Genomic DNA, 17,981 nt, shown 5'->3' with positions numbered 1-17,981 from the left:
GTGGACAGCCCAGCAGCGTCGCCGGGATATGAGACGCGGTAGAAACTAGCTGGAGGCTCGATTGGAACTTGGTATCGACAGTTTCGCGGCGATTATGTCCGGCGTTTCCGGGGACACACCCTCACCGGCAGGCCGAATAGCTACTCTTCTGGAAGAGATCGAAATGGCCGATAGATGCGGCCTCGATGTCTTCGGGATCGGCGAGCACCACCGGCCCGAGTTCCTCGACTCAAGCCCCGCCGTTATCCTCGCTGCGGCCGCAGCAAAAACGAAGTCGATCCGCCTGACGAGCGCGGTCACCGTGCTGAGCGCAGCCGATCCCGTCCGCGTCTTTCAGGAGTTTGCAACGCTTGACCTGATTTCGCAGGGGCGGGCGGAAATCGTTGTCGGCCGTGGCTCATTCGGTGAGGCATACCCGCTCTTCGGATTGCGTTTCGAAGATTACGACGCGCTCTTCGCCGAGAAGCTGCAGCTGCTGCTAGAAATACGCGCCACAGAAAATGTGCACTGGTCGGGCCGGTTTCGCCCTGCCATTTCCGGCCAAGGCATCTATCCGCGTCCCCTTCAGCCTGAAATCCCCATCTGGCTGGGTGTAGGCGGCTCACGGCAATCATTTGCCCGAGCTGGTCTCCTCGGCTTGCCCTTGATGGTCGCGATCATCGGAGGCGAGTTCCGCCGCTTCCGTCCACTGGTTGATCTCTATCGAGAAGCCTGGCGGCGCGCTGGCCATCCACCGGAACGCCAGCGCGTCGGCATCCACGCGTTGGGCTTCGTCGCTGGAAGTTCACAGGAGGCCCGCGATACATTTTATCCGGGATGGTCGCACATGTTCACGCAGATCGGTCGCGAACGCGGCTGGTCTCCGGTCACGCGGGCGCAGTTTGAGGCCCAGTGCGGACCCGGCGGCGCGTTTCTGATTGGCGATCCCGAAACAGTCGCTCGCAAGTTGCTGGAAGCCAGTGACGACCTCGGTGGTGTCTCGCGCTTTACATTTCAGATGAGCTCCGCCTCGGCGGAGCATGAGGCGATGTTGAAGTCCATAGAACTCCTGGGGACCGAGGTCGCGCCTCTTGTCCGTAAGGCCGTCAGTCCTCGTACGTGAAAATATCTCGGAACGAATTCGGGACCGGCGATCGCCTCGTAGGCCGCGGGCTTTTTGGCATTGGCGGCGGCTCTTCGGACGGAGGCGCACCGAGGAAAAACAGAATGGGCGGCAGGAGTCCTGGCTCTGGCGGCTCGACGACAACCGTTTTGACCGCTGGCTCCCGCGTCCGCGTGACCTTCGGCGCACGCCGGGAATAGCCGAGAACTCTATCGCGCGGGGTGGCCGGCCGTTTCACGCGCGAGGGATCACGGAGGACGGGGACGTCGTTGTGCGCCGTTAGGATCTCGATATCATCCGGAAAGCGCGATTGATCGATTTCGGTTTTGAATGCCGTTGCCGGGTTCGCCGGCAAATCAGCCGGCGCATATTCCTGGCTGCCGAACGGCAGGCTCCAGCGCCTATTATCCGTGATGAGCGCCGTAACTGAACGATGATCCGGCTGCGCTGTCTCCGACGCAGCGAGCGGCTTTTCAGGATCATCCGCGGACGGCACCGGCTGCTCTGGCTTCAGGTCGGAGCGGGCACTCGTGTCTGCCGAAAGATCGATCGCTGGCTCGGATGCAAGCCGTCGGCCCAAGCCTTGACCAAAACTCATTCGGCTTTCGGCAATTGAGAAGTCGCGGTCGTTGCCAGGCGCACGCGATACGATCGGTGACGACGCAACTGCGAGGGGAAGCAGAACAAAGGCAAGCGCAGCGCGCGCGTAGATAGCCAGTTCATTTTTAGTCGGACGCCAAGCCGTAAGCCGGGAGAGAAGCCTAGAAGAAACCTCAATCCAATTTCTCCATCTCGGCGAACGCGTGAAGGTTCGCTGCTGCTCACCATCAGGAGCCGAAGATAGGAACGCGGGAATCTCGTTCTGTTCAGACGGGCTGTTGGTTGGCTCGCGTTGCTGCGTGAAGCGTCTGTCACGAAGACGGCGCACGACGTCGCTTCCATCATCACTATGAGGATCGGTCGCCAACTTCTGCGCCCCGGGATTGAGGTGAATTAGCGAAAATTTGAAGCGGATTTCACATACCCGCGAACCCTGCGACGCGCAGCGGATTCGGTGAGAAAGGTTGACTGATCGTTTCGAAGCGTCAGTACACAGCGTCCAATTCTACGGTGCTCCCGAATGCACTGGCCGAAGACGCTCTCCGTTTGCAGGGCGCAACCTGAGGTGGCCAAATGTCCACACCTGCATGATAAAACATATCTTATCAGGTTGACGGTCTACTTCGTTATCTGCAAGAAAACACAAAGCAGCGAAACGCATAGTTCGCGCCGGGCGAAACGTTAGACATGCCCTCTTTCTGATTTCGGGTGAACAGGTTTCACCCGTAGTTCGGTAGATTTTCTCACAGTCAAACAACGTGATGCCATCGCTTCGGCGATTGTCGCACTCCACGTTATCGACAGCTTCCATCATCGAAAAACCAAAGGAATTGGCCGATTTCTCGACCTGAGAACACGCGCTTGCACGTCCTGGAGGCCACGCTCAGCGAGCGGAATTACTGGTCCGACCTTTGGAACTACCGCGAGCTGTTCGCCATTTTGGCCTGGCGAGACATTGCTGTTCGCTACAAGCAAACCATCATTGGTGTCGCTTGGGCTGTCATCCGCCCGCTGCTGACTGTGGTCATCTTCACTGTGATTTTCGGCAAGCTTGTAAAGCTGCCAAGCAACGGCGGCGTGCCGTATCCGATACTCGTATTCGCGGGCATGCTTCCCTGGTTTCTGTTCTCGAGCGTTCTCAGCGAAGCCTCGAGCAGCCTCATCAATAACGCGAACCTGATTGGTAAGGTCTATTTTCCGCGCTTGATCGTTCCCGCTTCAGCAGGAGTCGTCGCGCTCGTCGACTTCGTGATCAACCTCGCAATCTTTTTCGGCCTGATGGCATGGTATGGATATGCGCCGAGCTGGCACGTGGTGTTCCTGCCCGTCTTCATCGGCTTTGCTGTCATTGCCAGCCTTGGACCCGCGCTCTACATCACCGCGCTCAATGTCAAATACCGCGATGTGCGGTACGCTATTCCCTTTGTAATCCAATTCGGGCTTTACGTTTCCCCCGTAGGCTTTTCCAGCGACATCATCCCGTCGGACATGCGCTTCTGGTACAGTCTCAATCCCGTTGTCGGGGTCATTGACGGGTTTCGTTGGTGCCTCCTGGGCGGTGAAAGCCAAATTTACCCGCCGGGCCTTTTCGCCAGTATCGGCGTTGCAGGGTTCATGATGTGGTTCGGCCTCAGATACTTTCGCCGAACCGAGCGCGCATTCGCGGATCTCATCTAAAGCTTCGAATTCAAAATGACGGACATTGTCATTCGCGCCGATCGGCTCGGCAAGCGCTACCTCATCGGGCATAAAGCAAAGCCCGAACGCTATACTGCGCTACGCGATGTGCTGACGCGCTCTGCATCGCGTTTTCTGCGCGGGGCGTTCGATGTCGCGCTTGGCCGCCAGCTCATTGCCGGAGACGAACTGGAGGAATTCTGGGCCCTGAAGGAGGTCTCGTTCGAACTGGAACGTGGCGATGTCGTGGGCATAGTAGGTCGTAACGGGGCGGGGAAGTCCACTCTTCTAAAGGTTTTGTCGCGCATCACCGACCCGACATGCGGGCGCGTGGAAATAAGAGGACGGCTTGCAAGCTTGCTCGAAGTCGGCACCGGCTTTCATCCCGAACTCACCGGACGCGAGAACATCTACCTCAACGGCGCCATCCTTGGCATGAAGCGCATCGAGATCGACCGCAAGTTCGACGAGATCGTTGCATTCGCGGAGGTCGAGAAATTTCTGGATACGCCCGTCAAACGCTATTCCAGCGGAATGTATGTCCGCTTGGCGTTCGCAGTTGCGGCGCATTTGGAGCCTGAAATTCTTGTCGTTGACGAAGTTCTGGCCGTCGGCGATGCCGAGTTCCAAAAGAAATGCCTGGGCAAGATGAAAGACGTCGCGGGGCAGGGGCGAACCGTCTTATTCGTTAGTCACAACTTGGCGGCAGTCAAAGCGCTCTGCAACCGCGGCCTTCTCCTCGCCAATGGACGTGTAGTGCTCGATGGCTCCGTTGATGCCGTCGTCAAGCAGTACCTGAATACGAGCGATGCCGCGCATTCGATTTCGTTCGTGGCAACGGCGACGCGCCCCGCGATAACCGCAATCGCCGTAAACGGCGAAGCGCTCGTCAACCGTGACTTGATCGTCGATATTCAATTTGCTTCGCCGAGGCCGCTGTCCACGGCAGTTGGTGGAATTGTCCTGCGCGCCGATACCGGTGAACCGGTCTGGGGATCGAATAGCCGGTTTCATCCGAGCCGGAGTCGCGTGAACGGCATGTCCCACGGCGTCCTGAGATGCGAGGTGCGCCGCTTGCCGATCCGCCCGGGCAGGTATTCGCTGTCAGCGTGGCTGGGCGATTGGCATGAAGACTATGATGCAAGAATTGATGTTTTGAACTTTGCCATAGGCGAGGACGACGCTCACCGCCTGCTGCCACCAGCCTCGGCCGTTGGTCATCTCGATTGGCCCGCTGAATGGGGCACTGCGACGTCCGAAGCTTTCCACTTGCCTGAGCCCTGCCGCGCGATCCTATGAGCGCGCCTGCGAAGAACTCAGATGCCGTCAACGACACCCACAGGGCAGAGATCATCGATGAGCGAGATTTCCTACCACTTCAATCGTAACACCCATTCGTTGGCGGGCGCGCGGCACGCGCTGGCCTATCTCCTCTCGGGCACGCCATGCGCGAGTTTGCTCGATGTTGGCGCAGGCCTCGGAAACTGGCTTCGCGCCGCACGCGAGATGGGCATAGATGACATATTCGGCTTCGATGGCGTAGCGGCCGATCCGGCAGAGCTTCACGTTGAAGCCAATCGTATTGCGACGTTCGATCTGCGCCGGCCGGTGTCTCTGGGTAGGCGCTTCGACGTCGTCCTATGCCTTGAGGTCGCCGAGCACCTGCATGCAGAATTCGCCGGCACCATTGTCGAGACGCTTTGCAGACATGGCGACCTCATATTCTTCTCGGCGGCGGCTCCGGGCCAACACGGCGAACACCACGTGAATTGCCAATGGCCAACCTACTGGCAAGCCTTGTTCAATGCACAGGGCTACGTTTGTCGTGACGACATGCGGTCCGAGATCTGGAACGATGGCATGATCGAGCCCTGGTACCGGCAAAATCTTTTCTCAGCACGCCGCGACCCCGAAGGCGCTGGCAAAGAGCCGCGCATCCAACATCTCATCCATCCCGAAATGACACGGCATATGGATTTTCCAGACTCGCCGCTTGCGCGAAGGCTCAGTGACCTCTCGCAGGGAAAGTATCACCCCACGCATTACCTCCGTTTGCTCAATCGTTCCGTTGGAGAGCGGTACGGCGTTCGCCTCCCGGTGCGCTGATATGAACGGCATCAGCGTCATCATCTGTGCGCACAACAGCGCCGACCGCATTCGCCCGACGCTCGAGACTCTCGCGCGCTGTGAGGCGGACTTCCCCGTCGAAATCATTCTCGTCGATAACGATTCAACCGATGGCACGTCGAGACGCGCCGAAGAGATGTGGAGCTCCTGCGGCAACGATCGGTTCTCGTTCTCGATCATCAAAGAGCCACAGGCGGGTCTCGCCTATGCGCGTTGCGCCGGAGTTCGCGCCGCGTCGTTTGGCATCGTCATCTTCTGTGATGACGATAATTGGCTTGCCGAAGACTATCTCATGCAGGCCGCAAGGATTATGCGCGACTCCGATGTCGGCGCCGCAGGTGGCTGCTCCACGCCGGCCAACCCGGAAGTGTTGCCGCCATGGTTCTACACGTTCTCGTGGGGCTTCGCCGTAGGTGTTCCCATCTCGAAGATCGCGTATCTGCCCGATCCGCCCGCAACAGAAACGTTGGTCAGCGCACTATGGGGCGCGGGGCTCGTCATGCGGCGGGACTTCATCAGACACCTGTACTCGCTCCCGGGCTTTCCCGCGCTCAGTGGAAGGAAGGGTGCAGAGCTGCTGTCGGGGGAAGACCTGGAGATTTCAGCATGCCTCTCAGCCGCCGGATACAGGCTGATCTTCAGCGAAAGCTTGCGGTTCAAGCACGATATCGCGCCTGGGAGGCTGTCGGTCTCTTATGCGAAGCGTCTCTTTGCAAACTTCGGCGCAGGCTTTGCAGTGCACGGCCAGTATACGAAGATTATCGAAGCTATGGACCAGCCGTGGCGTGCCGCCGGCGTGGGCTGTGCTCGCATCATCAAGCATGCGCTTCTTGGACGATTGAACCGCGCATCGTGCCTCTCCCTCTTCGCGGCGCTGCGCGCTCCCGCGTTGCTGACACGCGACGAGCGGCAAATCTACGAGACTGTGAAGAGGCTCCGCGGCGCTCGGAGTTTGCCATCCAAGGCGTGTCCGCCCGTACTGCGGCGGGTCGCTTCGCAAAGCCCAGCCTAGCACCATGAACATGATGGACATGGAACGGGCGCCAACCGATAGCCGCCCGATCTGCCTCCATTTCGCCGGAGCCTCAAGCATCACGGGAGGCGGCGGCTCAAATACGTTCATACGCGCTTTGGCCAGGCGGCAAGCTGGCCTCGGCTGGCGGCCAATCATCGTTCTCAATGAACGTGCGGAAGAACCCGATTGCAGTGCTGAGCAATCCAGGGCTCCAGATTTGGAAATCCGTATTTTGCCCCCGGTCCTCGGCGCAAACAGGAAGGCCTATTATGCGCGCCGCCCGCAGGCTGCGCCCGGCCTCCAAGAACTCTTCGAAGAGTTGCAGCCCGAGGTCGCGCACTTTCACACGCTGAGTATGACAGCCGGGCTGCTGCACCTGGAGGCGGCGAAAGCCGCTGGTACTCGGACCGTCGTCACCTATCACACGGGCGGCATCTCATGCCCGCAGACCGGGCTGCTTGAAAACGGATTTTCGCCGTGCGACGGCCGGCTTGAGACCACCCGCTGCACACGTTGCCGCTTGGCAAATCGTGGGATGCCAGCGCAGCTCGCAGAGCTTCTCGCGCGGACTGAGTTTGGGAAAGCGCGTGAAGGGAGTGTGATCGGCCGCATCTTCTCATCGCGATCAATGACGAAAAGCTTCATCGAGGCCTTCCGCACCGCGGTGGGCCTCGTCGACGTATTTCACATCCAATCGCGGTGGATCGCCGGCGTGCTGCGCACGAATGGGGTGCCCGATGAAAAAATCGAATTTATTGAAATGGGTGTCTCGCAAGATCCAATAGCGCCCGATATTTCTGTCCCGGAGGAATTCAACGAAACGCGGCCGCTGCGCCTTGTGTTCGCTGGACGGTGTAGTGACGTCAAAGGTATCGAGACGATCCTTGGCGCGCTGAAGCTGATCGATCAGCGCGCGCCTCTGACGGTTTCGCTTTTGGGCCCGGGCTGGGACTCCGCCTACGGAACGAAGCTGTTGAAACCCTTCGCCAGGGACAAGCGGCTGCTGCCGCCTCGCACGGTGCTGGCTGAAGAAATGCTACACGAACTCGTCACGCATGACGCTTGTCTCGTGCCATCGGTATGGCTCGAGACGGGGCCGCTGGCGGTCTATGAAGCTATGGCGGCAGGACTCCCGGTCATAGGAAGCCGTCTTGGCGGGATCGCCGAGCGCATTCGCCATAATGTTGATGGCCTATTATTCGCGCCCGGCGAAGCCGGCCAATTGGCCGAGCGGATCGCGCGCCTTCTCGCAGCTCCTTGCGAACTCCGCAGGCTTCGCAGCAACATCCACCCGCAGCGCACCTTCGATCACATGGCGCGCGAACTCGATGCCGTCTATCGGCGCGGCATGAAGCTTTCGGGATCTGCGGATCAAACCGCAAGTCCAGCCTTCGCGCTAAGCCCTTAGCCCTCCGAGGGAGGGTTGCCGGACCCCCAGCTATCACGGAACTCTGCCCCGGCCCCCGGGGTTTGCATGGCGATTGCCGGGCGAGGAGTTCCAAAAAATGCAAAGAGATGTTTCGGATCTGCAGTCCTCTGAGGCGTCTGAGATCTCCGCCGGGATGCCGTTCATTCCCTTTGCCAGTGCCCCAGCGGGCGGCGCAAGTGAGACGGAAGCCGTCGAGTTAAGCATCAACGGCGAGAATTACCGGCTAACCTTAGACCCGCGCACAAGCCTTCTCGATGCCATCCGCGATCATGCCGGACTGACCGGCACAAAAAAGGGATGTGACCACGGCCAGTGTGGCGCATGTACCGTCCACGTCGCTGGTCAGCGTGTGCTCTCATGCATGACTCTCGCCGTCATGGCCCAAGGCGAAGCCGTCACGACGATTGAAGGTCTAGCGAGTCCCGAGGGCAAGCTGCATCCGGTCCAGCAAGCCTTCATCGACAACGATGGCCTCCAATGTGGCTACTGCACGCCGGGCCAAATCATGTCGGCCGTTGCGTGCATCAACGAAGGCCATGCCAACGACGACGATGAGATCCGCGAGTTCATGAGCGGCAATCTCTGCCGCTGCGCCGCTTACCCCAACATCGTCGCTGCTGTGAGACAGGCCAAAGCTGAAATGGAGCGGGCCTGATGAATAGGTTTGGATACTACAAAGCCCGCGATACGGGCGACGCGGTTGCAGCCGCCGCAGCCCACGCGGCCCGGGCGCAATTCATCGCCGGCGGCACGAATGTCGTCGACTACATGAAGCTCGACGTACTTCAACCGGATCGCTTGGTCGACATCAACGTCCTCGCCAAGGACGTGCATGGGCGCATCGACGTGACGAGCGAAGGTCTTCACCTCGGTGCGCTGGTGCGCATGGCGGAAGCTCAGGACCACCCGGATATCAAACGCGATTATCCGGTCATAGCAGAAAGCCTCATGCTGGCTGCCAGTCAGCAAATCCGCAATATGGCGAGCCTAGGCGGCAATATTCTGCAGAAAACGCGCTGCCAATATTTCCGCGAAACGTCTTGGCCTTGTAACAAGCGTCAGCCGGGATCGGGATGCTCTGCGCTTGAGGGCATCAACCGTGAACACGCGGTTCTCGGCACCAGCCCAGCCTGCATCGCGACATACCACGGTGACTTTGCCCAGGCGCTCATCGCGCTCGATGCGATTGTTTCGACGGCCGGACCGAACGGCAATCGTCAGATTCCGTTTGGACAATTGCACCGGCTTCCGGGCGATACACCGGAAGTCGAGACAGTCCTAGAGCCGGGCGAACTGATCACGTCTATTGACGTCCCCGCCGGACCGCACACGCGCCGCTCTCATTATCTGAAAATCCGCGACCGCCAGTCTTACCAGTTTGCGGTTGCCTCCGTTGCGGTGGCTCTCGATCTCGATGGTGACAGGGTTCGCGACGTGCGGCTCGCGCTCGGCGGCGTGGCAACGGTGCCCTGGCGCTCGGGCGAGGCCGAAGCGGTCATCAGAGGCAACATCCTCGATGAAAGGTTGGCGGCAAAGGCGGCCGAAGCGGCCTTTGCCGGAGCCGAGCCCCGCCAATACAATAAATTCAAGGTGCCGGCCGGCAAGGCCGCCATTGTGCGTGCACTGCTCGAAGCGAAGGCGATGAGGATCTGAGAAATGCTGCAGCCAGCCGCTCCCGAGCCGCGTCAAAATCAAGGTCAGCCCGCGCCGCGCATTGATGGCCGACTGAAGGTAACGGGCGAAGCACCTTACGCTGCCGACATTCCACTGAACAATTTCGCTCACGCCGTGCTGGTGACTAGCCCCATTTCGCACGGTGAAGTCACCTGGATGGATTTTTCGGAGGCAAAGGCCGTTTCGGGCGTTCTCGATATCGTCACTTATGGCGACATGAGTGGCGTCAAGGCCCCCAAGTATTCCAATTCAACATCGACGTCGTTGGCACCGCTGCATCAGAAGACAATCGTCCATGACGGGCAGATCGTAGCGCTCGTCGTCGCCGACACGTTCGAAGCCGCATCTCAAGCGGCATCTCTAGTGCGCATGACCTACGCGGAGCAGCCCGCGAGCGCGACGCTGGATTCCCCGGGCACGGAGACGATCCCTGCAGCGGGCGTTAGCCCGATGTATCCGGAAGATCTCAAGGCTGGCGACTTCGAAGCTGCGTTCGCAAGCGCCCCTGTGCAGATCGATGCCGAATATGCGACCGCCCCCGAGACACACAACCCGATCGAGCTTTTCTCCACGACTTGCGCCTGGACGCACGATCAGCTGACCGTCTACGAACCGACGCAGAACGTTTACGGCTTCAAAGCGGAAATCGCCAAGCAGCTGCAGTTGGATCCAAAGAACGTTCGCGTCGTGAGCCCGTACGTCGGAGGCGCGTTTGGCTCCAAGGGACCGATGACGCCGCGGACGGCGATCGTCGCCGTCGCCGCGCGCCGTCTCAACCGGCCGGTCCGCTGCGTCGTAACACGCATGCAAGGATTCACGACTACGACGTTCCGCGCGGAGACGAAGCATCGCCTTCGCCTAGGAGCATCCCGCGACGGCAAGTTTTTGGCATTCAGCCACGAAGGGACCGAGCTGACGTCCCGCATCGATAATTACGTGGTCGGTGGCGTCGATACGACATCGCGAATGTACGCATACGGCGCAGTCGCAAGCAAAGTCGAACTTGTGAAGGCGGACCGGCAAACGCCGGGGTACATGCGATCTCCGCCCGAAACGCCGTATATGTTCCCGCTCGAAAGTGCGATCGACGAACTGGCCTACAAGCTGGATATGGACCCCGTCGAACTTCGGCGCCTCAACGACACCCACAAGGATCCCATCTCAGGCAAGCCATACAGCAGCCGCTCGTTGATGGAATGCTACGACGAGGCGGCCAAAGCATTCGGTTGGTCAAACCGAGTCAAAGCCCCTGGCAGCATGCGCGATGGCGATTGGATGATCGGGTGGGGCTGTGCGACCGCCGTATATCCAACCCATGTTGGGGCCGCCACTGCGCGCGTCCGCCTGTCTGCCGACGGTACTGCTGACGTTCAAAGCGCCTCCCATGAGATCGGCACGGGCATCCGGACCGTTGCAGCCCAAATGGCGGCCGAGAGACTTGGGCTCGATATCACGGCGGTCCAGTGCGAAATGGGAGACAGCGATCATCCGCCCGCGCCCGTCGCAGGCGGCTCGAACAGCACTGCGAGTGTCTGTTCCACGGTGCTCAAGGCCTGCGAGGGAATACGGCGCAGGCTCTTCGAAGCTGCCGTTCGATCGAACGATGGCCCGCTCGTCGGCAAGCCGATTGCCGATCTCGATCTCAAGAACGGCGAAGTCGTCGCCAAGGACGGACGCTCGCAGAAGCTCTCGGACGTGTTCAAAATTCTCGGCGCCGGCATGGTCGAAGAGTATGCCGAGTTCGTACCGGAAGGCGCGCCCGCGGATGCGGTGCATTCGCTCTATACCGGCAAAAGCACGTTCGTTGGCGGTTCGCACGGCAAGAAGCTGATGTACGCGTTTGGCGCCGAGTTTGTCGAGGTCCGCATCAATGCCCGAACGCGCGAAATCCGCGTGCCTCGCATGGTCGGCGCGTTCGCAGCCGGTCGCATTATGAATACCCGCACGGCCCGAAGCCAGCTGATGGGCGGCATGATCTGGGGCATGAGTTCAGCGCTGCTGGAAGAGACGCAGGTCGATCCGCGCAATGCGCGCTATGTCAATCGCGAGCTTCAGGACTACCTCGTGCCGGTGAATGCGGATATTGCAGATGTCGAGGTCATCCTCGTTCCCGAAGTCGATGACGAGGTCAATCCGGCGGGCATCAAGGGTCTGGGCGAACTCGGCAACGTCGGGACGAACGCGGCAATTGCCAATGCGATCTTCCATGCAACGGGTAAGCGCATCCGGCATTTGCCTATCCGCCTGGAACACCTTCTCGAGAACTGAACCGAGTGAGCAGAATGGAGTGCAGCCATGTCGCGCGTCGCCGGCATCGACCATTTAGCGATCCGCGTCAGCAACTTTGCAAAATCAAAGGCCTTCTACGGCGGCCTCTTCGAGTTCCTCGGCTTCGACGTGCTGGATGAATACGAGAACTCGATTGGCTGGACGAACGGCAAGACCCGCTATTGGATTACGCAGGCCGACGCGGATGGACGGAAGCATAAACACCGGACCGGCGACGTCGGGCTGCATCATTACGCCTTCCAGCTTCGCAACCGAAAAGACGTCGATGAACTGCAGGAGTATCTTAAGAAGAACAGCGTGGAAATTGTCGATCCTGCCGATGAGTATTATGAAGACTACTACGCCGTCTTCTTCTTAGATCCTGACGGCATCAAGCTCGAAGGAATGAAATACGGCGAGAAGCACGAAAAATCGAAGCCAAAACAAAACAAGTAGAGAAGCAAAAGAAGGGCTCAGGTCCGCTTGCTCGGCGACTTTGGCAGCCGCTGAGGGAACTATCTTGGAAGCTCTGAGTTTAGGCGAATTGACCTTTTAGCTGCGCGCGGCGGCGCAGGCGAAAAATCCAGAGAACAGCGTTTGGAAAATCCTGCAGCCGGCAAGGCACCCCACGAGCAAACCGACGGCTCCCTACTGCTGCCGGCTGATGAGGCAAGCACGAGCGTCCGCGACGCGCTGTCTGCGCGTCTGTTCAAGACGCGACAGCACTCGATGGACTTGGCCGAGCCGCTTTCGGCCGAAGATATGGTCGTGCAAGCCTCCGATGATGCGAGCCCGACGAAGTGGCACCTCGCACACGTGACTTGGTTCTTTGAGAACTTTGTCTTGAAGCCGCACCTCGCCGGCTATCAAGTTTTCGACGAGGCGTTCAATTATTGCTTCAACTCGTACTACGAGAGCCTCGGCCCTCGTCATCCGCGGCCAAAACGAGGCCTGCTGACGCGGCCAACATCCGAGCGCGTTTTCCAATATCGAGCCCACGTCGACGAGGCGCTTCGGCGTCTTCTCGCAAGCGATGGGACTGATCAAGACGAAGTCGCCCGGCTGCTCGAAATCGGCATCAACCACGAGCAACAGCATCAAGAACTGTTGTTGACCGACATACTGGCGCTGCTTGCATCAAACCCTCTGCGCCCCGCGTATCAAGCCAAACCCTCCGCTGTCGATTTCACCGGACCCGAGCCGCTTGGATGGACGGAGTACCCCGGCGGCATCGTGAAGATCGGTCACTCCGGCGAAGGTTATTGCTGGGATAATGAACTGCCTTCGCATGACGCGCTCATTCAGCCGTTCAAGCTTGCCAACCGGCTCGTCACGAATGCCGAATGGCTCGAATTCATGGAAGATGGCGGTTACGCGACGCCAGCGCACTGGCTGGCGGACGGTTGGGCGGCCGTCAACCGAGAGGGCTGGGAGGCCCCGCTGTATTGGGAGCAGACGGACAGCAGCTGGTCGCAGATGTCGCTCCAGGGTCTTCGGCCGGTGGCGCCCGCAGAACCCGTGACCCACGTATCCTATTATGAAGCCGACGCCTTCGCCCGCTGGGCCGGCAAGCGTTTGCCCACCGAATTCGAATGGGAATCGGCGGCCCTTTCAGACGGGCAGGAAGCAGCGAAATCATCTGGCGTGTTGCGTCCGCAGCGAAGTGAAACATCGGCTTCAAAAGGGCCAAAGCAGCTCTTCGGCCAAGTCTGGCAGTGGACGGCGAGCGCCTATCTGCCATATCCGGGCTACCGCCCGCCCGCAGGCGCAATCGGCGAATACAACGGCAAGTTCATGGTCGGGCAACACGTGCTGCGGGGATCCTCATGCGCAACGCCGGCGGGCCATTCCCGCGTGACTTACCGCAATTTCTTTTATCCCCATCAGCGCTGGCAGTTCCTCGGCTTGCGTCTCGCGGCGGAGGTTGAGTGATGCGCCACGTTCCGAACCTTGAGACCTTGCCGCTGCCGGGCACAACGGCGCTGGCGGATGATTTTGGGGCGAGTGTCATTGAAGGTTTATCTCGCCCGCAGAAGACGCTGCCGTGCCGCTTCCTCTACGATGCTCGTGGCAGCAGCTTATTTGAGGAAATCACAGAACTCCCAGAGTATTATCCAACGCGCACCGAGATCGGCATCCTCAAGCAATGCGCAGCCGAAATCGTCGATGGTATTTCAAGCGGCGATGTTCTGGTGGAATTCGGCTCCGGCTCGAGCCTGAAAACCGAAATCCTCCTCGACCATATTGCTGGTCGCGTGACGTACATGCCGTTGGACGTTTCGGAATCTGCGTTGTCGGAGGCGACTGCGCGCTTGCAAGGCCGCTATCCAGCGCTCGACATCAGGCCGCTCGTGGCGGACTTCTCCAATCTGCCAGAGCTCCCCGATGAGTTTGCCGGTTCTAACAAGACAGGCTTCTTCCCTGGATCGACTATCGGAAATCTTTCTCCGAATGAGGCGGTCGCCCTGCTGAGGAGCTTCAGAAACGTGCTGGGAGATCGGGGGCGCTTGATCATCGGCGTCGATCTGAAGAAGGATCCACGCGTCCTCGTGAATGCCTATAATGACAGCGCAGGGGTCACGGCCGAATTCAATTTGAACCTCCTCGTCCGCATCAATCGCGAACTCGCTGGCACATTTGATCTGGCCGCTTTCCGTCATAAGGCTCTCTACAATCCGCGCGCGGGCCGGATCGAGATGCATCTCGTTAGCGACCGCGTTCAGGACGTCATGGCCGCCGGGAGCCGCTTCCACTTCTCCCAGGGTGAAACAATCCACACTGAGAACTCCTATAAGTATGCGGTCTCAGAGTTCCGTGAGCTGGCAAGCAAGGCCGGCTGGAAGCCCAAGCGCCTATGGACCGATGCTGGCGAGCAATTCAGCGTTCACGAACTGATCTGAAGAGCTTGGCCGAGCACCCTTTGGCCGCCGCCCGATGTAGCTCAGGTTGACCACGCGCAACCTTTCGCGCCTCGATCTCGTTGAGCCGCATGCCCTTCGCGGGCGAAAGAACTCAACCAGCAAGGCCAAACTCGAATGAATACACCGAACCAGGCGAGCGCGCGCCGAACCCTAGTCTTCCGCAGCTCGGCGATCGTCGTCGCAGTTGCTGTCCTGGCGGCAATTGCGGGCTGGCAATTCTATGGAACCGCCGAAGCGCCCCCTGCGCCGGATCCAAATCCCACCGAAAAAGTCGGAACCGGCAATGCGCCGTCGAACAATCCGCTGACGACGCTTGATAAAAGATAGTGGTGCGCCTGCCACATCTGAAAACGTTCTGTGACAATTTGGAACTTTATTTGGTTTTGAGGAATTCAAGGAGGCCTACGGGAACACCTCAAAACAAAGGAGAGTCACACATGCTCGCTCCAGAATCCGTTTTAGCCTGGATTATCATTGGTGCAATCGCGGGGTGGCTCGCGGGGCTTCTCGTCAAGGGTTATGGCTTTGGATTGATCGGCAACATCGTCATTGGCATTCTGGGCGCAGGTATCGCCGGAATCCTCGCCCAAGCGATGGGTCTTTATACGGAGTCGACGGCAGGAAATATCGTGGCAGCCGTGATCGGATCTTTAATCCTGCTCTTTATCGTCGGCATGGTGCGGCGGGCCTGAAATTAAAGACATATGCCTTCGATATGGCGCGTGCGGAGCGGAAACGTCTCCGCACGTTTTTTTGCCGTATCTGTATCAGCGGGCCTGAATTCCTTATCCACAGCGGCGTTCTTCACAGCCGGAACTGGCATCGCTCTGGGGCGGTTTTCTCTGCGAATGGGAAAGGACAGATGAGATGACCGCTAACCTGTTGCCTCTTGAAATCATTCTGGCGCTGCAGACGATTACGGGAGCGATTATCTGCTGGATCCTGGTCTTTGGACAGAAGGACGAGTGATGTCTGAAACGTCCTTTTCCGATCCGCGCGTCTGTTCGATATCGTACAGGCGATTGAGGCGCTCCAAGATTGGGCGCGACGTCATCCAATCCATATCTTCCTGGAGAACTTCCTTCAGCCGCTCTGTCACGCCGTCGGTAAAAATCTCGACCCAATGCCGCTGAGGCCCAGCCGGCTCAGGCGGGGGCCGCGGTGGCTCAGGACTGGTACGCCGGCTACTCAACTCACTCAAACTCACTGAGACGTTCCAAACGGCTGCACATGCTCGACCGGCCAGACGAAATATCCATCGGACGCTACACCGCGAAGGATGGGTTCTGGGTCCAGCCCGAATGGCGTGGCTTCATGCACACCAAGTGGGAATTCCCGCTCAAACCGCCACTGGCTCTCGCCGGTTTGCGGAAGATCCCGCCCGTCGCGACGAAGCGAGACGGCATTCAAGGTGCGATCGGAATTAACGAATAAAAACGCCTCTCTGGCGTCATCCAGGATACGGTCGCTCATACTACTCTAAATTCGTGTGGCCACTGCCGGTTCCACCCGCCTCGGGCGGGTGAAAGGACGCGGCCCCCAAAGCCGTAGACCGCAAGCCTAAGCCGCTGGTGCATCCGGCCTATCGCACAGGGTCGAGGCAGATAATTCGGCCTAAGAAGGCTGGCCACAGGGGGAGGTGGTTGGTAATAAGGCTCTGCTAAAAGTTTTCCCAAGAGCGAAATGCCCCCCAGTCCCCAACGACTTCTCCGCACAACGTATGCATTTGCCATTGCCGGCTTCGTGGCTCTCGCCCTTCTGATCGGGGCCTCGTTCTGGCTCGTCCAGAGAACCCAAACGACGACGGAAGGCGTGCTGCAGACCCGTGCTCAGCGCACCGCGCTCGTGCGCCTTCTCTCGACCGTCCAGGACGCGGAAACGGGCCAGAGAGGCTATCTGCTGACAGGTGAGGCCCACTATCTCCAGCCATACCAAGCCGCGGTTTCCAATATGCCCGATCGGCTTGCCGTCGTCCGCGCGTCGCTAACGGGTAATCCGCAGGAAGCTGCCAAAATTGCGCAAGTCGAGAAAGCAATTGATCTGAAGCTTTCCGAGTTGGCGGAGACGATCAAGGCCTATGACGCTGGAAAGGCGTCGGAAGCCCTTGCAATCGTCAAGAGTGACACCGGCAAGGAACTGATGGACCAGATCCGCGGTGGGATCTCCGCCGTGTTGGACCAGATCGACAGGAACCTGAGCGAAGGCGTGGAGGAGCAGCGCCTCGACACCGCCATGGCCCGTCAATTCGCGCTCCTGGCCGGCAGCTTCATTCTGCTCACCGCATTAGGCGGAATAGCGACGATCATTAGATACACGCGGCAACTGGTTGCGGCCCGAAACGAACTCGGCGAACTTAACGCCGGGCTGGAAAGCCGCGTCAAAGAGCGAACGGCCGATCTGCAACGGGCAAACGAGGAGATCCAGCGCTTCGCCTACATCGTCAGCCACGATCTGCGTGCGCCGTTGGTCAACGTCATGGGATACACGAGCGAGCTGGAGGCGAGCCTCGAAACGTTGCGGGAGTTGACGAACGATCCGGGCATTGAGGCGCTCCCCCACGGCGAGGCAGCCAAAACCGCGATCGCGACCGATCTCCCGGAATCGATCGGGTTTATTCGCACCTCGACCCAGAAAATGGACGGCCTGATCAAAGCGATATTGAAGCTGTCCCGCGAAGGCCAAAGGGTGCTGGCTCCAGAGCGCATAAACCTCAACGAATTCTTCGATTCCATCTCCGATGGTGTTCAGCACCGTGTCTCCACCGTCGGTGGGGAAGTTCGTATCCTCAAACCACTCTCCACAATCGAGTCCGACCGGCTGGCTCTTGAGCAAATATTTGGAAATCTGGTCGACAATGCCCTGAAATATAGGGCGAAGGACCGGCCGCCTGTGGTGACGATCCGGCAAGCTTCGAGCCGCTGGGGAATGGTCGATATCGACGTGGAAGACAATGGCCGGGGAATCGGACCTGAGGATCAGGAAAGGGTCTTTGATCTATTTCGCCGGGCTGGACCGCAGGATCAGCAAGGCGAGGGCATCGGCCTAGCGCATGTCCGGACCCTCGTCAGAAGGCTCGGCGGCGAAATAACGATGACATCCGCGTTGGCCCGTGGCACCACCTTCCGGGTGAGCCTGCCAATTAAATTGATTATCCGGGGGAAATGATCA

17 protein-coding genes are annotated in these 17,981 nt (G+C 59.3%); 16 read left to right on the top strand and 1 reads right to left on the bottom strand.

Annotated elements, in window-relative coordinates:
• Nucleotides 1-61 precede the first annotated feature (61 nt).
• Nucleotides 62-1,102: an LLM class flavin-dependent oxidoreductase gene (locus tag VFG26_RS13815; protein ID WP_325026276.1), complete on the top strand. Its 1,041-nt coding sequence runs from the start codon at nt 62-64 to the stop codon at nt 1,100-1,102.
• Here VFG26_RS13815 and VFG26_RS13810 read toward each other — a convergent pair.
• Nucleotides 1,086-1,700, bottom strand: a complete 615-nt coding sequence (locus VFG26_RS13810) for a hypothetical protein (RefSeq protein WP_325026274.1) — start codon at nt 1,698-1,700, stop codon at nt 1,086-1,088. The two genes, VFG26_RS13815 and VFG26_RS13810, sit on opposite strands and share 17 nt — an antisense overlap.
• Nucleotides 1,701-2,563: 863 nt before the next feature.
• Between VFG26_RS13810 and VFG26_RS13805 the strand changes: the two genes are divergently transcribed.
• The 15 genes from VFG26_RS13805 to VFG26_RS13735 all read left to right on the top strand — a co-directional run bounded on the left by VFG26_RS13805 (nt 2,564) and on the right by VFG26_RS13735 (nt 17,978).
• Nucleotides 2,564-3,379 (top strand): ABC transporter permease, encoded by an 816-nt coding sequence (locus VFG26_RS13805; RefSeq protein WP_325026272.1) that lies wholly within the window; start codon nt 2,564-2,566, stop codon nt 3,377-3,379.
• A 15-nt stretch (nt 3,380-3,394) separates the two neighbouring features.
• On the top strand, nt 3,395-4,678 hold the full coding sequence (locus VFG26_RS13800; RefSeq protein ID WP_325026271.1) for an ABC transporter ATP-binding protein: 1,284 nt from the start codon (nt 3,395-3,397) through the stop codon (nt 4,676-4,678).
• 57 nt (nt 4,679-4,735) lie between these two features.
• The gene (locus tag VFG26_RS13795; RefSeq protein ID WP_325026269.1) at nt 4,736-5,485 is read left to right on the top strand and encodes a class I SAM-dependent methyltransferase; all 750 of its coding nucleotides are present in this window, start codon (nt 4,736-4,738) and stop codon (nt 5,483-5,485) included.
• Nucleotide 5,486: 1 nt separating this feature from the next.
• Nucleotides 5,487-6,518 carry a glycosyltransferase gene (locus VFG26_RS13790; RefSeq protein WP_325026267.1) on the top strand — a complete coding sequence of 344 codons (1,032 nt, stop codon included), beginning with the start codon at nt 5,487-5,489 and terminating at the stop codon, nt 6,516-6,518.
• 4 nt (nt 6,519-6,522) lie between these two features.
• The gene (locus VFG26_RS13785; RefSeq protein ID WP_325026265.1) at nt 6,523-7,929 is read left to right on the top strand and encodes a glycosyltransferase; all 1,407 of its coding nucleotides are present in this window, start codon (nt 6,523-6,525) and stop codon (nt 7,927-7,929) included.
• Nucleotides 7,930-8,083: 154 nt separating this feature from the next.
• Nucleotides 8,084-8,605, top strand: a complete 522-nt coding sequence (locus VFG26_RS13780; RefSeq protein ID WP_325026493.1) for a (2Fe-2S)-binding protein — start codon at nt 8,084-8,086, stop codon at nt 8,603-8,605.
• Nucleotides 8,605-9,603, top strand: a complete 999-nt coding sequence (locus VFG26_RS13775; RefSeq protein WP_325026264.1) for a xanthine dehydrogenase family protein subunit M — start codon at nt 8,605-8,607, stop codon at nt 9,601-9,603. The genes VFG26_RS13780 and VFG26_RS13775 overlap by 1 nt, the downstream gene beginning before the upstream one ends.
• A gap of 6 nt (nt 9,604-9,609) precedes the next feature.
• Nucleotides 9,610-11,892, top strand: a complete 2,283-nt coding sequence (locus VFG26_RS13770) for a xanthine dehydrogenase family protein molybdopterin-binding subunit (RefSeq protein WP_325026491.1) — start codon at nt 9,610-9,612, stop codon at nt 11,890-11,892.
• 27 nt (nt 11,893-11,919) lie between these two features.
• On the top strand, nt 11,920-12,348 hold the full coding sequence (locus VFG26_RS13765; protein ID WP_325026262.1) for a VOC family protein: 429 nt from the start codon (nt 11,920-11,922) through the stop codon (nt 12,346-12,348).
• 195 nt (nt 12,349-12,543) lie between these two features.
• Nucleotides 12,544-13,824, top strand: coding sequence for an ergothioneine biosynthesis protein EgtB (gene egtB, locus VFG26_RS13760; protein WP_414653308.1), 1,281 nt, complete (start codon nt 12,544-12,546; stop codon nt 13,822-13,824).
• Complete coding sequence (gene egtD, locus VFG26_RS13755) at nt 13,824-14,792, top strand: L-histidine N(alpha)-methyltransferase (RefSeq protein ID WP_325026260.1); 969 nt, start codon at nt 13,824-13,826, stop codon at nt 14,790-14,792. Before egtB ends, egtD begins: the two co-directional genes overlap by 1 nt.
• Nucleotides 14,793-14,927: 135 nt before the next feature.
• Complete coding sequence (locus VFG26_RS13750) at nt 14,928-15,140, top strand: hypothetical protein (RefSeq protein ID WP_325026258.1); 213 nt, start codon at nt 14,928-14,930, stop codon at nt 15,138-15,140.
• A 110-nt stretch (nt 15,141-15,250) separates the two neighbouring features.
• Nucleotides 15,251-15,505 (top strand): GlsB/YeaQ/YmgE family stress response membrane protein, encoded by a 255-nt coding sequence (locus VFG26_RS13745; protein WP_325026256.1) that lies wholly within the window; start codon nt 15,251-15,253, stop codon nt 15,503-15,505.
• 538 nt (nt 15,506-16,043) lie between these two features.
• Nucleotides 16,044-16,247: a hypothetical protein gene (locus tag VFG26_RS13740; RefSeq protein WP_325026254.1), complete on the top strand. Its 204-nt coding sequence runs from the start codon at nt 16,044-16,046 to the stop codon at nt 16,245-16,247.
• A gap of 378 nt (nt 16,248-16,625) precedes the next feature.
• Nucleotides 16,626-17,978: a sensor histidine kinase gene (locus VFG26_RS13735; RefSeq protein ID WP_325026251.1), complete on the top strand. Its 1,353-nt coding sequence runs from the start codon at nt 16,626-16,628 to the stop codon at nt 17,976-17,978.
• Nucleotides 17,979-17,981: the final 3 nt, after the last annotated feature.

Origin of the sequence: Hyphomicrobium sp., assembly GCF_035687085.1 — a bacterium.
Classification (GTDB): Bacteria; Pseudomonadota; Alphaproteobacteria; order Rhizobiales; family Hyphomicrobiaceae; genus Hyphomicrobium_B.
This window is presented reverse-complemented; position numbering and strand designations above follow the sequence as displayed.

What these genes read in the sequence shown, in the direction of transcription:
- VFG26_RS13810 (WP_325026274.1), bottom strand. Translation starts at nt 1,700, where the DNA reads ATGAGTTTTGGTCAAGGCTTGGGCCGACGGCTTGCATCCGAGCCAGCG.
- VFG26_RS13800 (WP_325026271.1), top strand. Translation starts at nt 3,395, where the DNA reads ATGACGGACATTGTCATTCGCGCCGATCGGCTCGGCAAGCGCTACCTC.
- VFG26_RS13795 (WP_325026269.1), top strand. Translation starts at nt 4,736, where the DNA reads ATGAGCGAGATTTCCTACCACTTCAATCGTAACACCCATTCGTTGGCG.
- VFG26_RS13790 (WP_325026267.1), top strand. Translation starts at nt 5,487, where the DNA reads ATGAACGGCATCAGCGTCATCATCTGTGCGCACAACAGCGCCGACCGC.
- VFG26_RS13785 (WP_325026265.1), top strand. Translation starts at nt 6,523, where the DNA reads ATGAACATGATGGACATGGAACGGGCGCCAACCGATAGCCGCCCGATC.
- VFG26_RS13780 (WP_325026493.1), top strand. Translation starts at nt 8,084, where the DNA reads ATGCCGTTCATTCCCTTTGCCAGTGCCCCAGCGGGCGGCGCAAGTGAG.
- VFG26_RS13775 (WP_325026264.1), top strand. Translation starts at nt 8,605, where the DNA reads ATGAATAGGTTTGGATACTACAAAGCCCGCGATACGGGCGACGCGGTT.
- VFG26_RS13765 (WP_325026262.1), top strand. Translation starts at nt 11,920, where the DNA reads ATGTCGCGCGTCGCCGGCATCGACCATTTAGCGATCCGCGTCAGCAAC.
- egtD (WP_325026260.1), top strand. Translation starts at nt 13,824, where the DNA reads ATGCGCCACGTTCCGAACCTTGAGACCTTGCCGCTGCCGGGCACAACG.
- VFG26_RS13750 (WP_325026258.1), top strand. Translation starts at nt 14,928, where the DNA reads ATGAATACACCGAACCAGGCGAGCGCGCGCCGAACCCTAGTCTTCCGC.
- VFG26_RS13745 (WP_325026256.1), top strand. Translation starts at nt 15,251, where the DNA reads ATGCTCGCTCCAGAATCCGTTTTAGCCTGGATTATCATTGGTGCAATC.
- VFG26_RS13740 (WP_325026254.1), top strand. Translation starts at nt 16,044, where the DNA reads ATGCTCGACCGGCCAGACGAAATATCCATCGGACGCTACACCGCGAAG.